This window comes from Streptococcus koreensis, assembly GCF_003627135.1.
Classification (GTDB): domain Bacteria; phylum Bacillota; class Bacilli; order Lactobacillales; family Streptococcaceae; genus Streptococcus; species Streptococcus ilei.
The window spans coordinates 1,476,640-1,490,430 of the sequence record NZ_CP032620.1; the positions used below are offsets into that span (position 1 = coordinate 1,476,640).

At 39.8% G+C, this 13,791-nt stretch carries 10 protein-coding genes; 5 read left to right on the forward strand and 5 right to left on the reverse strand.

Annotated elements, in window-relative coordinates; genetic code table 11:
* Positions 1–92 precede the first annotated feature (92 nt).
* From D7D50_RS07410 to D7D50_RS07420, 3 genes are all read left to right on the forward strand, one after another.
* Positions 93–1,292, forward strand: coding sequence for an MFS transporter (locus tag D7D50_RS07410; RefSeq protein ID WP_120701874.1), 1,200 nt, complete (start codon positions 93–95; stop codon positions 1,290–1,292).
* A gap of 415 nt (positions 1,293–1,707) precedes the next feature.
* Complete coding sequence (locus tag D7D50_RS07415; RefSeq protein ID WP_120701875.1) at positions 1,708–3,444, forward strand: ABC transporter ATP-binding protein; 1,737 nt, start codon at positions 1,708–1,710, stop codon at positions 3,442–3,444.
* Positions 3,441–5,177 (forward strand): ABC transporter ATP-binding protein, encoded by a 1,737-nt coding sequence (locus tag D7D50_RS07420; RefSeq protein WP_120701876.1) that lies wholly within the window; start codon positions 3,441–3,443, stop codon positions 5,175–5,177. Before D7D50_RS07415 ends, D7D50_RS07420 begins: the two co-directional genes overlap by 4 nt.
* 191 nt (positions 5,178–5,368) lie before the next feature.
* On the opposite strand, the gene D7D50_RS07430 is transcribed toward D7D50_RS07420, so the two are convergent.
* The 3 genes from D7D50_RS07430 to D7D50_RS07440 form a co-directional block, all read right to left on the reverse strand.
* Positions 5,369–6,523 (reverse strand): MFS transporter, encoded by a 1,155-nt coding sequence (locus D7D50_RS07430; protein ID WP_174705354.1) that lies wholly within the window; start codon positions 6,521–6,523, stop codon positions 5,369–5,371.
* A 404-nt stretch (positions 6,524–6,927) separates the two neighbouring features.
* Positions 6,928–7,668, reverse strand: coding sequence for an amino acid ABC transporter ATP-binding protein (locus tag D7D50_RS07435; RefSeq protein ID WP_023026884.1), 741 nt, complete (start codon positions 7,666–7,668; stop codon positions 6,928–6,930).
* On the reverse strand, positions 7,668–9,872 hold the full coding sequence (locus D7D50_RS07440) for an ABC transporter substrate-binding protein/permease (protein ID WP_023023404.1): 2,205 nt from the start codon (positions 9,870–9,872) through the stop codon (positions 7,668–7,670). The genes D7D50_RS07435 and D7D50_RS07440 overlap by 1 nt, the downstream gene beginning before the upstream one ends.
* A 262-nt stretch (positions 9,873–10,134) precedes the next feature.
* On the opposite strand from D7D50_RS07440, the gene D7D50_RS07445 reads away from it, so the two are divergent.
* On the forward strand, positions 10,135–11,082 hold the full coding sequence (locus D7D50_RS07445; protein ID WP_023023402.1) for a CPBP family intramembrane glutamic endopeptidase: 948 nt from the start codon (positions 10,135–10,137) through the stop codon (positions 11,080–11,082).
* 110 nt (positions 11,083–11,192) lie between these two features.
* Here D7D50_RS07445 and D7D50_RS07450 read toward each other — a convergent pair whose 3' ends face one another.
* The gene (locus tag D7D50_RS07450; protein ID WP_023023400.1) at positions 11,193–12,266 is read right to left on the reverse strand and encodes a sensor histidine kinase; all 1,074 of its coding nucleotides are present in this window, start codon (positions 12,264–12,266) and stop codon (positions 11,193–11,195) included.
* Entirely contained in the window at positions 12,251–12,922 is a 672-nt protein-coding gene (locus D7D50_RS07455) for a response regulator transcription factor (protein WP_023023398.1), read from the reverse strand. Before D7D50_RS07455 ends, D7D50_RS07450 begins: the two co-directional genes overlap by 16 nt.
* 158 nt (positions 12,923–13,080) lie before the next feature.
* On the opposite strand from D7D50_RS07455, the gene D7D50_RS07460 reads away from it, so the two are divergent.
* Entirely contained in the window at positions 13,081–13,791 is a 711-nt protein-coding gene (locus D7D50_RS07460) for an ABC transporter ATP-binding protein (protein ID WP_023023397.1), read from the forward strand.

Here is a 13,791-nt window from a genome sequence, read left to right on the forward strand (position 1 = left end):
CTCACTTTAAATGAAAGAGGTGGAGAAAATGTAGGCAAATCTAGGTAAGTCTTTTAGAAACAGTCAAATTACATATTGAAAGAGAGAAAACAATGTTTAAAAGAACTTACAAAGGCAATATTCCACTCCTAGCAGGTTTGGAATTCACATCTTATTTTGGAATTACTAGTTTTTGGATTTTATTTTTTATTCAAAATGGTCTTTCCTTACTTCAAATCGGTCTATTAGAAAGTATTTTTCATGGGACAAGTCTCTTGTGTGAGATCCCATCTGGTATGTTGGCGGATCGATTTAGCTACAAGACCAATCTTTATTTGGCACGCTTGGCCAGTATTGTGTCTTCTATCTTGATTTTGTTTGGTCAGGGTAGTTTTTGGATCTATGCGATTGCGATGATGGTCAATGCTTGGTCCTACAATTTTGATTCGGGGACCAGTACGGCTTTCTTATATGATTCAGCTGTAGAAGCGGGTCAAAAGGACCGTTATCTTCAGATTTCTAGCTTTTTGTCTGGTGTGGCTGAAGTCACCCGAACTTTAGGGACAGTGGTAGCAGGCTTCTTTATTCACGGAGCATTGGCTTGGACTTACTTGATTGCTATTGGACTTTCATCGCTATCCATTCTCTTGATTTTTCTAATGAAAGAGCCAGAGAGCAAGAGTGGTGAAAGAAATCACTTAACCTTAAAACGGATATTGGTGGTAGTGAAACAAGAATGGCAGGAGAAACCAGTCTTGTTTTACTGGATGTTCACCTTTCAGCTGGTAGGAACCATCATGTGTATGTTTTATTTTTACTACCAACAGAAAATAAGTGACCTAGCCAGTTGGCAAGTATCGCTCATCATGCTTGTTGGTAGTCTCTTAAATCTTCTAGCGGTTTATCTGGCCAGTCAAATCGGAAAAAAATGGAATAGCAATCAAGTCTTTCCGATTTTGGTTGCATTGACAGGTTTGTCCTTGTTTTTGGTAGGATTGAAGACCCCATTGGCTTATCTGAGTGTTTATCTTCTAACCAATGCCCTATACGCGGTTTATCAACCCATTTACTACAATGATTTACAAGGCTATTTACCATCTAGTGTTCGAGCAACAATGCTTAGTATCAATTCGATGATGTTTAGTCTATCCATGATCGTTATCTTCCCACTGACTGGTTGGTTTATCGATACTTGTGGATTTGTAGCTGTTTTTCTTGGGCTAGGACTTATAACACTTATCACTTTCCCTCTCTTACTGATGGGACTAGGAAAAATGGGCAATATTTTAAATAAGGGGACAAAGATGAACTAATATTTCTGACCTTCATTTGTATAAACAAGATTAAATGGGACAAGAACTAAACGAATTTTCTATGTGTTTAGAAGAATAAGATTGAAGACAAAGTCATCTTAGAACCTTTCCTTAGGCGAGAACGGACGTCAGCGAACTTCTATGAAGTTCCATGACTAATTATTGAGCCTGAGGTCTCAATAATTCCGAGTGCTAGAAACAATATTGTTTCTAGCACTTTTCTCACGGCGGAAAGTTTCAGTAGATGACTGAATAACCCTAACTAATAAAGTTATTTATCTTTATTGAAGTTAATAGATTTTTATAAATGAGCACTTGTCTACGTTTACACTCTCTCTGCTTTGCAGGGAGATTTTTTTTATCTTTAAAAATTATGGTAAAATAAGTACATCCTTTAGAAAGACAAACGAGTAGTATGAAAGACTTATTGAAATACTTCAGGAATTATAAAAAAGAAACCATACTGGGACCGTTTTTCAAGTTGTTAGAAGCAAGTTTTGAATTACTGGTTCCACTTTTAATTGCCCATCTTGTCGATCAGCTGATTCCCCGTCAAGACCAAGGTGGAATGCTTGGGGTAGTTTGTCTCTTATTTGTTTTTGCTGGTTTTGGCGTTCTTGTAGCGATAACGGCCCAATATTATTCATCAAAGGCAGCAGTTGGTTATACTAAGGAATTGACCAATGATTTGTATGAGAAAATTCTTAGCTTGTCTAAGGACCAGAGGGATCGCCTAACCACCTCAAGTCTCGTGACGCGACTAACCAGTGATACCTATCAAATTCAAACGGGGATTAATCTATTTTTACGTCTATTCCTCCGAGCACCGATTGTCGTTTTTGGCTCTATTTTTATGGCTTTCACCATCAGTCCGCAACTGACCTTGTGGTTTATCGGAATGGTTGCTCTCTTGACACTAATCATTGTCGTTATGTCTCGTCTGGTCAATCCTCTTTATGCACGCATCAGGAAGATAACGGACCGAATGGTTACAATTACGCGTCAGCAGTTACAAGGGATGAGGGTGATCCGAGCCTTTGGGCAAGCAGCTCATGAAGAAGAGGAGTTTAATGAGATCAACCAAGACTATACCAAATGGCAATTAGTAGTATCCAAATGGTCTAGTTTGATTAGTCCTCTAACCTTCTTAGTCGTCAATGGAACCTTGATTTGTATTCTTTGGCAGGGACAAGATTCCATTCAAATGGGAACGCTTAGCCAAGGAATGTTGGTCGCCTTGGTCAATTACTTGCTTCAAATCTTAACAGAATTATTGAAGTTAGCCATGTTAGTGACCTCACTCAACCAAAGCTATATTGCTGCTGGGCGGATTGTCCAAGTCTTTGATGAGAAAAGTGAAGATCTGGATCAAGAGTTGGATGAGGTAGCTGCTTCAAATCCTCAACTGGCTCTCGAGATCCAAGATTTAATCTTTACCTATCCTTTAGCGGCAAAACCGTCCTTAGAAGGTATTCATTTATCATTAAACAAGGGACAAACCTTGGGGATCATTGGGGGGACAGGGTCTGGGAAATCTACCCTGGTTCAATTGCTAGGACATCTTTATGACCCGAGTCAAGGAAGTCTAACCATTTTTAAAGATGGACAGAGCCCAAAGACTCTTGGTCAGTGGCGTGACTGGGTGGCAGTGGTTCCTCAAAATGCAGAGCTTTTTAAAGGTAGCATTCGTTCGAACCTAACACTGGGATTAACTAAAGAACCAAGTGAGGAGCAGTTGTGGTGGGCCTTGGAAGTTGCGCAAGCAGCTGATTTTGTCCGTGAGAAAGAAGGAGGACTAGAGGCTCCCGTAGAAGCTTTTGGAAGGAATTTTTCCGGTGGTCAACGGCAACGTCTGACCATTGCTCGTGCTGTCCTTCGTCAAGCTCCATTTTTAGTGTTAGATGATTCCACTTCAGCTTTGGATTATTTGACAGAAGCACGACTTTTACAGGCTCTAAAAGAGGAGTTGTCGAAGACAAGTCTCACCCTCATCTCGCAGCGGACCAATAGTCTCCGTAGTGCTGAGAAAATTCTCGTCTTAGACAAAGGTAAACAGGTCGGCTTAGGCAGTCATGAAGACCTGGTGTCAACGAATCCTTTATACCAAGAGATTCATTTCTCCCAACAGAAGAGAGAGGAGGGGACAGAATGAAACAGAAGACTTATTTACGGCGCTTACTTGCGGATATAGCCAGACAGCCCATTTGGCTTATCTTGGCCAGTCTAGGAACCATTTTACAAGTCTTGTTAACCGTCTATATCCCCATTCTGATTGGTCGAGCAGTGGACATAGTGGTGCTTCCTGATGCTAGTCATCTCTTGTTGCCGCTTATCCTTCAAATGGGTCTAGTGATCCTCTTTGCAAGTCTCATTCAATGGTTGAATCCCTTGGTTTACAATCAGCTGATCTATCGCTATAGTAAGTCCTTGAGGGAGAAGGTGATCCGGAAAGTTCATGTCCTTCCTCTATCTTACCTGGACCGTCAAGGAACTGGAGATTTGGTCAGTCGTTTGACCACTGATGTTGAACAGCTGAATAATGGTTTATTGATGGTCTTTAATCAGTTTTTTGTTGGTCTTTTAACCATCCTAGTGACCATCGCTAGTATGGCCCGATTGGATTGGATGATGATGGGTATGGTCTTGATTTTGACCCCCTTATCTCTATTTATCGCTCGTTTTATTGCCAAGCGGTCCTACCATCTCTTTCGGATGCAGACCCAGGCGCGTGGTGCTCAGACCCAGATGATTGAAGAATCTCTCAGTCAAGAAAGCTTGCTTCAAGCCTTCAATGCCCAAAACCAGTTTAAAGACAAGTTTATTGAAATCAATGGCGACTATGCTGGTTATTCTCAAGAGGCGATTTTTTATTCCTCTACCGTTAATCCTGCGACGCGCTTTGTCAACGCCCTGATTTATGCGCTTGTGACGGGATTTGGCGCCTTCCGTATCCTATCGGGTACTGGCTTCACTGTTGGCCAGTTGGTGACCTTCCTCAACTATGTCAATCAGTACACCAAACCCTTTAATGACATCTCCTCTGTCCTTGCTGAGTTGCAAAGCGCCCTAGCTTGTGCGGAGCGTCTCTATAGTGTCCTGGACCAAGAGGAAGTGAAAGAAAGTGGAAAGAAAGACTTGCAAGAAGAGGCTGTCCAAGGAGCTGTCCAATTTGATCATGTCAGCTTTGGGTATCGACCTGATCAGCCCCTCATAAAGGATCTCTCCATTTCCATCCCACCGGCTAGTAAGGTAGCCATTGTTGGGCCAACAGGTGCTGGGAAATCAACCATGATTAATCTTCTCATGCGATTTTATGATGTAGATCAGGGTCGCTTGCTCTTAGACCAAGAAGCCGTGGATACCTATAGCCTAGCAAGCTACCGCAAGCAGTTTGGAATGGTCCTACAAGAGACTTGGCTCAAAGTGGGAACGGTTCATGAGAATATCGCATTTGGTCGACCAGATGCTAGTCGGGAAGATGTGATTCAAGCAGCTAAGGTTGCCAATGCTGATTTCTTTATTCAACAGCTTCCAGATGGCTATGATACCTATCTAGCTGATGCGGGAGATTCCTTATCTCAAGGACAAAGACAGCTTCTGACCATTGCTAGGGTCTTTCTTGCAGTGCCTAAGATTCTGTTATTAGATGAGGCAACGTCTTCCATTGATACGCGGACAGAGTTGCTCATTCAGGATGCCTTTAATAAGTTAATGGTAGGGCGGACCAGCTTTGTGATCGCCCATCGCCTGTCAACGATTGAAAATGCAGATCTCATCCTAGTCATGGTCGCTGGAAATATTGTTGAACATGGAAATCATAGGGAGTTGATGGCGCTAAAAGGTGTCTATTACCAGATGCAAACTGCTCAACTTTCGAATCAGTAAGACAAAAAAGAGGCTAGGACAAAAGTCCTAGCCTCTCAATTGACTTTGCATTATCGAGCAAGACGCAGTGGTTGAGTGGGCTCTACTACGCTGATTTCATCAGCTTTTACAGCCCTACTCAACTGTGCGGAGGTGGGACGACGAAATCGAATTCTAACGAATTACCGATTTCTGTCCCACTCTCTTTTTGTTTATTCATGATGATTTTTTAAAAGATAGAGAAGAGAGAAGGCGAGAAGTGCCATAGCCATTCCTAATACAGTAAAGATAAAAGCGTTGCTGTCGGAAATGAGACCGATGGTATTGAGGGCGAAAGGTGTAATGGCTGCTCCAAAGCTACAGCCCAAGACGGCTACAGAGGTCACCTGGTTTAATCGTTTGGCAGGAATCTTGGCTGACAAGATTTGGAAAACCATGGTGAGAGCAGTGCTGTATGTATAGCCAGAGAAGAGGGCGGAAATAGCTAGGAGAGGAATGCTTGGAGAAAGGGCTACAGCCATCATTGAGAATCCGTAAGCAATCCCAGCATAAGTGATCAATTTGCTCTTGAACAAATGAACAAGCCCAGAGAAGGTGAGACCAGCTAGAATTCCAATCAATTGCATAGCACTTAGAATAAAGCTGGCTGAGTTGTGCTGATCTTTGAAAGTATAGGCAACAATGCTTGGGATGCGAAGAGTTATTCCAACATTACACAGGACAATCATAGCAGCAACAATAGCCAAGATAATGGTTAATTTCCATTCTTCTTTTTGGAGTGGTTCTTTATGTTTGGCTTGTGTATGCTGGCTTTCTTCTTGCTGATGGTAAGGGACAAATGCCATGAAGAGAAACAGAACGATTAATCCAGCACCGTAGGCTAAAAAGCTAGAAGTCCAGCTGAATTGGAGGAGGAAGCCGACCAATAAAGTGACTAGGGCTGTCCCTACGACTTCAGCAGAACCACGAAAACCAAGAGTTTGGATTCGTTCTCGTCCCTGGTAGCGTTCGCTAATAATAGAGATAGCTTTAGCGTTGATCAAACCGACCCCCATCCCAAAAATGAAACGAGAAATGAAAAGAACAGGATAGGCTTGGTTAAAGAAAGGGACCATACCAAATAGTGAGAGAATCAAGAGTCCTGTAATAATCATCTTCCTCTCATCTAAGAAACGTTCGATTATGGTGTTTAGGAAGAGGGTGACCATAATCCCTGCGGATGGAAGAGATACCAAGAGTTCGATTTGACTTTTTGGGAGATCCTTATAGTATTCGAACATATAAGGAAGAGCGCTAGAAATCGAAAAAGACGTCGTTAATACAAGAGATAAAGAAAGGATACTAACCTTTTCTAATAATTTTTTCATAATCATCCTTCAGTCACATATTTGGTCAAAAGACACTCTACTATGGTATAGTTTTTTGCTTCATTTAGCAAGTTATTTAAATGAAATTTCTTAATATTTTTTACATTTTAAAAAAGATAAAAACTGGAGCTTTAACTCCAGTTTTAAATTGCAGTAAATGTATTCCTAGAAACTTTCCTAAGGTGAGTACGGACGTCAGCGAACTTCAAAGAAGTTCCAAGACTTAGTTTTGAGCCTAAGGTCTCAAAACTCCCGAGTTCTTGAAATGATCTCATTTCAAGAACTTTAATCACATCGGAAAGTTTCGAATAACCTTGAAAATAGACATCATTATTAGTTTCTTCAGGAATAAGAAAGAAGCAATAATGAATTCAGACTATAGCCACATGGAACTTTGTATTTTTTTAAACGTTTAACACTTTATCCAAGAATTCTTTCAATCGTGGGTGTTGTGGGTTATCAAAGATTTGGTCTGGTTTACCGTCTTCGAGGAATTCCCCATCAGCTGTAAAGATGACACGATTGGCCACTTGGCGGGCAAATCCCATTTCGTGGGTGACGATAATCATGGTCATCCCTTGCTTAGCCAAGTCTTTCATAACGTTCAGTACATCTCCGACCATCTCAGGGTCAAGAGCAGAAGTCGGTTCGTCAAAAAGCATGACATCTGGTTTCATTGCTAAACCACGCGCAATGGCCACCCGCTGTTTCTGACCACCTGATAGACTATCAGGACTGACGTCAGCTTTGTCAGCCAGTCCAACCTTTTCCAAGAGTTCCATTGCTAGTTCTCTAGCTTCTTCCCGACTCATGCGTTTGTGCTCCAAAGGAGCAAACATGATGTTTTCAATAACACTCATATGAGGGAAGAGGTTGAAATGCTGGAAAACCATCCCGACATTTTCACGAACGATATCAATGTTGGTTTTAGGATCAGTTAGGTCATAGCCGTTCACGGTAATTTGTCCCTTGGTTACTTCTTCAAGAAGATTGAGACTGCGTAGGAAGGTTGATTTACCAGAACCAGATGGTCCGATAATACAAACCACATCTCCCTCATAGAATTTTGTTGAGATGCCTTTTAGGACCTCATTTTCACCGTAGTATTTGTGGAGGTCATGGACATCAATTTTTAATTTAGCCATTAGTTAGCCCTCTTTTCTAATTGTTTTGCAAAGCGTGTCAATAAAGTAATGATGACGAGGTAAAAGACAGCAAGGATTGCGTACATCTTGAAACTTTGATAGTTTCGAGCAATGATAATCTTACCAGTCTGGAAGAGCTCGACCAAACCGATAGCTGACACGATCGTCGTATCTTTCAGTGCAATGACAAATTGGTTGACGAAGTTTGGAAGCATCAGTTTAGTTGCTTGAGGCAAGATAATCTTGCGCATGGTCTTGCTATAAGAAATCCCGAGGCTTCGACTAGCTTCCATCTGTCCAGCTGGTACGGCTTGAATCCCACCACGAACAATCTCGGCAATATAAGCAGCAGCATTGAGTGAGAGAGCAATCGTACCTGCAAGGAAGTCATTGATTGGGGATTGGTGGCCCGTCATGGACTCGATTAAATTAGGAATTCCCCAGAAGATGAAGGCGGCAAGAATCATCAGTGGGATACCACGGATGACATCGACGAAAATCTCAGCAGTCCAACGAAGCCATTTATAAGGACTGACACTGAACATCCCGAAGATGATCCCGATCACCATAGCAATCGCAAATGAAAGAAGGGCTAGTGCAATAGTGACACCTAATCCACTTAACAATTGTTTGTAGTTGTTTTGGAGCAAGCCCCAGATAGTTGTCTCATCTACTGAGGTAGATTCTGTGGTTGATTCGCTATCGCTTGAAAGGTACTTATCCAAGATCTTTTGGTATTCGCCACTTTCTTTTAAGTTGGCCAAGCCGTTGTTAAACATCTCAATTAATTCATGGTTGGAACCTTTTTGAACGGCAAAGGCAATTTGCCCACTTGGAGTTCCTTCGATAGGCGTTTTAAATTTACGTCCTTGTTTAATGGCGTATTTGATAACAGGTTCGTCATCCATGATGGCAGCTACAGAACCTGAGTTCAAGCTGTCGTACATAGAAGCACCATCTGAAAAGGTTTTGATTTTGTAGCCATACTTGCTCTTGTTTTCCTCGAGGAAAGTTTGAGAAGCAGTACCATTTTTGACACCAACTGTTTTTCCTTTTAGATCTTCGTAGGAAGAAATTTTACTACTTTCTTGAACTGCTAGGATTGAATTCGTTGTGTAGTATGGATCTGAGAAGTCAAAAGTCGCCTTACGCGCATCAGTAACAGTCATCCCGGCAATCATTCCATCGGCATTACCATTCTGGACATCACTGACAGCAGCATCAAAACCTGGATTGCTAATTTCTAGTGTAAATCCTTGGTCTTTGGCAATGGCCTTAATCAATTCCATATCAATCCCAGTGTATTTACTTTGATCATTTTGGAAGACGAAGGGAGCAAAAGAGGAATCACTAGAAATTTTATACGTTTTCTTCTTAGGAGTCGCCTTTTGTCCTGCTTCAGTGCTCGTTTCTGGAACAACAGTAGTGCTAGCGGTAGTTGTTGCTGTAGATGATGATTGGCTGCTACCAGTCCATTTTTCAATAATTTGATCTAGCGTACCATCTTTCTTCATTTGGGCAAGAGCAGTATTGAACTGTTTGATGAGTTTTTCGTGAGAACCACCTTTTTTGACCCCAAAGGCAAAGCTTCCGACAGCTTCTCCTTCCATATTAATAGAAAGGTCTTGTCCTTGCTTAATAGCATATTCGATAACAGGTTGGTCATCCATAATAGCATCCACTGCACCGGTTGATAAACTGTTATTCATCAAATCACTGGTATCGAAGGTCTTGATAGTATATCCGTACTTGTCCTTGTTCTTTTGAAGGAAACGTTGGGCAGCAGTTCCATTTTTGACTCCAACCGTTTTTCCTTTGAGCTGGTCATAGGAAGTGATCTTGTTAGCTTTCTTAGTTGCGATCACGACTTTTGTATCATAGTAGGTATCGGACATAGTAAAGACTTGTTCACGTTCTTTGGTCTTGGTCATCCCTGCCATAATGGCATCGGCTTGCCCGGATTGGACCATGTTGACGGCCGCGTCAAAGCCTGGGAAAGACTTTTCTAAGGTCCAACCGTTGATTTCAGCGACCTTATCCAAGATTTCAACGTCAATTCCTTTATAAACTTGGTCTGAGTCCTTGAATTCGAAGGGCGCATATGCCGTATCGAAAACGACTTTAACCGTTTCTGCCTGTGCTTGACTCGCAAAGGCGAATAGTGGAAATAAGAAAAGCAAATAGGCTAATAGTTTTTTCTTCATTTCGTTCTCCTTTATATCTAATCCATTGTCTGATGAAGAGTAATGGAAGGGATACCCTCAGAGGGTTTAAAAAAATAAAGAATTCATACTGAAAACGAGTATGAATTTCATCATTTATTTTTTACAAGAACCATTATATCATAAATCAACCTTGAAAACAAGAAATTTCACCAATTCATGTTAGATTACCTAACATGAATGGATGTTGCAGGTTTGGGTTTTCTTTGTTACAATGGACCTATTAGATAAATGGAGGTTACTAATGAAGAAAGGAAAGATTATTCAGGATATAAAAACTAACACGTCGTTGCCAGTGCTCATTTCTACACTGTTCTATGTCTTTTTAACCTTCCTCTTTGTTGAAGGGGGACTATGGCTCGGTAGTGAATTAGTGGGACCATTTTCTTTGGTCATAGAGTTTTTAACAGAGCTTTTTTCACCAGGAAATGGAGGCGCAAGTGTTCAAGAGTTTTTCTACCATTATTTTCTTTATTATGAGCTCTTCAGTTTTGTATTCATTCTCATCCTCTTTATTATTTGGGTGAAGTTCATTGAGAAGAATCCCTTATCGACTTTAGGTTTTGTTAAAAAGAGCTGGCTTAAATATCTTGCCTGGGGGATTTTGCTTTCCCTTCTGCAAATGGGAGTGATTGCTCTTGTCTACCAGGTAGGTGGAATCGGGTCTTTTGAGCTAAATGAATTAAGTTTAGAACCCATCCTCTTTATTCTAGGGTTATTCCCATTTTGGCTCCTGCAAGGTGGGACTGAAGAAGTAGCGACGCGAGGCTGGCTCCTAACTCGGATTGCTGCAAGAGCTAATCTTCCTTTAGCCATCGCGATTTCTAGTAGTCTCTTTGGTATTCTTCATCTGGGAAATTCAGGAGTGACTTTCTTATCCGTCCTGAATATTGTCCTTGATGGGGTGCTAGCTGGTCTGCTTCTTATCTACACCGATAGCATTTGGCTAGTGGTGGCTCAGCACGGGACTTGGAACTATGTACAAGGAAATCTCCTTGGCTTTCAAGTCAGTGGGACGGGAGCAGATGCTTCTATCTTTAGCTTTACCATGGGATCAGGCCCCGACTGGCTGACCGGAGGAGCATTTGGTGCAGAAGGGTCAATCATCACAACTCTGGTTCTTCTATTATCCGTCGTGATTGTTTACCGCTTAGGGGAAAGAAATGAAAGAGTTGTTGATGAAGAAGTGTGAAATGGCTGATAGGAAATGATGATGAAAACGAAGACAGGCAAAAGTGCCTGTCTTTTTTATCAATTATAAATGAAGGAAAGCCGAACACATATTGATGAGTTCGGCTTATTCTATATAATGGGAATAATTAACTTGACTTGTGCACCATGATTAATATTTTCTAAATGCATTGTTCCATTATGAAGTTTCATGACGCGTTTCACGAAAGATAAACCAAGTCCATAGTGACTTTCTTGAGAAGGTGTTCTTGCTTGGTCATCTTTATAGAATAGATTTCCAGCATGTTGTAATATATTTTTTGAAAAACTAGATTGGTTATTCCATATAGTTAGAACTAATTGACTATTTTCTTGTGACATTGTTAGGTGGATTTGAGCATCATTTTCTTTTTGATGTTGTACTGCATTAGTAATAATATTTGTGATTGCTCGGAAAAATAGATTGGAATGAATGGCAATTTGTGTCGATGGAGTTACTGTGTTTGTAAAAACAAATTGTGTATTTCTAGGGAGTAAAGGAGTGATATGTTCTTTCAATTGATGAGTTACTTGTTTAATTGATATGTTTTCAAGTTGAATATCATGGTCGTAAAAAGTTTTGGAGTATTGGATAAAGTGGTTAAAATAATCGTTTAACTGAATACTTGCTTGCTCAAGATCTTTTAGACATTCCATTGCTTGAGGTGTTTGCTCGGTGGATTGTAAGAATTCAGCATTTCCTCTGATGACAGTTAGAGGAGTTCGAAGATCATGTGCAGCGCTAGATACTTGAAACATGAGTTCTTTTTTTTGATCTTTTTCATTTTGAATTCTATTTTTTATTTCAGATTGCATTTTTTCGATCAGATCGTTTGTTTCAATGAATTCTTTAATCTGCAAATGGTGATGTTCATTTTTGGTGAAATATAGACCACTATGATAAACCATGTTCATTTCTTTTTGAATCTTGGTTAATAACCGTCTAATATTTATTACAATGATAAAAATTAAAATGATGCAAAGATAAATCCAAGAACTGACGCTAAAAAATAAAGCAAAGTGATTGGCATTTTTCTCATTAATTCCAGATACAGAAGATAGAAGAGCTGGAACTACGTAAAAAAGTATCAGACATAGAAGAAATTGCCAAATGATTTTAAGGTAGGTACGCTTAATGAGTTGCTTGATTGTCAATTCTTTTTCCATTTGTATCCTCCTCCCCATACTGTTTTTATAGGATCAATTTGATGAATCTTAAATTTTTGTCTGATTTGATAGATGTATTCAGTAATGGATCGTAGTTGTGCATCAGAGTCTACAGGATAGAGGTAATTGTAAAGTTCTTCTATGCTAAATATTCGGTTCTCACTTTTTGCTAAAAGATAAAGTAAATCAAACTCTCGCTTAGTTAATGAAATTCTCTTTGACTGATAATAAACTTCTTGACTATCTCGATAAAAAGTTATATTTGAATCTATCTCTTCTTTAGAGGCATGATTTGATCTTTCTTCTCTACGAAGATGCATTTGAATTCTTGCAATCAATTCTTTAATGCTGAATGGTTTTGTGATGTAATCATCGGCTCCGGCTTGTATTCCTTTTAGTAAATCTTCTTCAAAATCTTTAGCGGTTAGAAATAGGATTGGAGTAGTAATTTGTGAACGAATGGAACGACAGATTTCTAAACCAGAAATAGGCATCATAACGTCAAGTAAAATTAGATCGAATCCAGTAAAGTCACAGATATTGATTTCCTCTATATATTTACGAGTTTCAACGTGGAAGTTGTTCGCTCTTAATGCATTCGCTATTAATCGTAAGATTTTTTCATCATCGTCAATGGCTAAAATTTTATACTTCATAGTTCCTCCAATTATATGAGCATATTATAGCAAATATGGAATGCAATTTGTTAGAAATGAAAAAAATTATTATTCTGAGATTTTTCTGATTTTCTGCTGTTATACTTGCTTCAAGTGAAGGTGGAATTTCACTAAAAGTCAGAAAGGAAAAAGAATGAATGATAACAATTCAAAAGCTACATAAGGAATATAATAATAAAATTGTCCTTCAAAACGTGTCTTTCAAAGCCAAGAAAGGTGAGATTACTGGATTGATTGGACCAAATGGATCTGGAAAATCAACTTTAATTAGAATTTTACTTGGTTTAGAAAATAGTCAAATGGGAATGGCGTTGATCGATGGCAAAAAATACTCTCAATTGGGAGATAATCCTTTTTGTATTGTTGGATCATTTCTCGACAGTTGCCAACCTTACCCAACAAGGACAGGATTCCAGCATCTTCGGTGGATTGGATTAGCTTGTGGCGTTGACAGTAATAGGTGCAAGGAATGTTTAGAGTTGGTGGGGTTAAGTGAAGCAAAAAATAAAAAAGTAAAAGACTATTCATTAGGAATGAAGCAACGTCTTGGTTTAGCAACAGCCTTATTAGCCAATCCTGACATCTTAATTTTAGATGAACCAATCAATGGACTAGATCCAGAGGGTATACGTTGGGTACGCAATTTTTTACAGGCTTTTGTCAATGAAGGTAAGACTGTATTAATGACAAGTCATTATATGAGTGAGTTAGAATTAACTGTAGATCATTTGGTTGGGATTTCTAATGGGAAAATTGTTATTGATGCTCCTACCAAAGATATTTTAAAACAGTTTGGATCTTTTGAGGAAGCATATTTTAAGGCACTCGAAGGGAAAGAAGGTGAATAA

Coding starts and splice junctions, on each gene's coding strand:
- D7D50_RS07445 (WP_023023402.1), top strand. CDS start 10,135: ATGAAGAAAGGAAAGATTATTCAGGATATAAAAACTAACACGTCGTTG.
- D7D50_RS07460 (WP_023023397.1), top strand. CDS start 13,081: ATGATAACAATTCAAAAGCTACATAAGGAATATAATAATAAAATTGTC.
- D7D50_RS07415 (WP_120701875.1), top strand. CDS start 1,708: ATGAAAGACTTATTGAAATACTTCAGGAATTATAAAAAAGAAACCATA.
- D7D50_RS07440 (WP_023023404.1), bottom strand. CDS start 9,872: ATGAAGAAAAAACTATTAGCCTATTTGCTTTTCTTATTTCCACTATTC.
- D7D50_RS07455 (WP_023023398.1), bottom strand. CDS start 12,922: ATGAAGTATAAAATTTTAGCCATTGACGATGATGAAAAAATCTTACGA.
- D7D50_RS07430 (WP_174705354.1), bottom strand. CDS start 6,523: ATGAAAAAATTATTAGAAAAGGTTAGTATCCTTTCTTTATCTCTTGTA.
- D7D50_RS07435 (WP_023026884.1), bottom strand. CDS start 7,668: ATGGCTAAATTAAAAATTGATGTCCATGACCTCCACAAATACTACGGT.
- D7D50_RS07410 (WP_120701874.1), top strand. CDS start 93: ATGTTTAAAAGAACTTACAAAGGCAATATTCCACTCCTAGCAGGTTTG.
- D7D50_RS07450 (WP_023023400.1), bottom strand. CDS start 12,266: ATGGAAAAAGAATTGACAATCAAGCAACTCATTAAGCGTACCTACCTT.
- D7D50_RS07420 (WP_120701876.1), top strand. CDS start 3,441: ATGAAACAGAAGACTTATTTACGGCGCTTACTTGCGGATATAGCCAGA.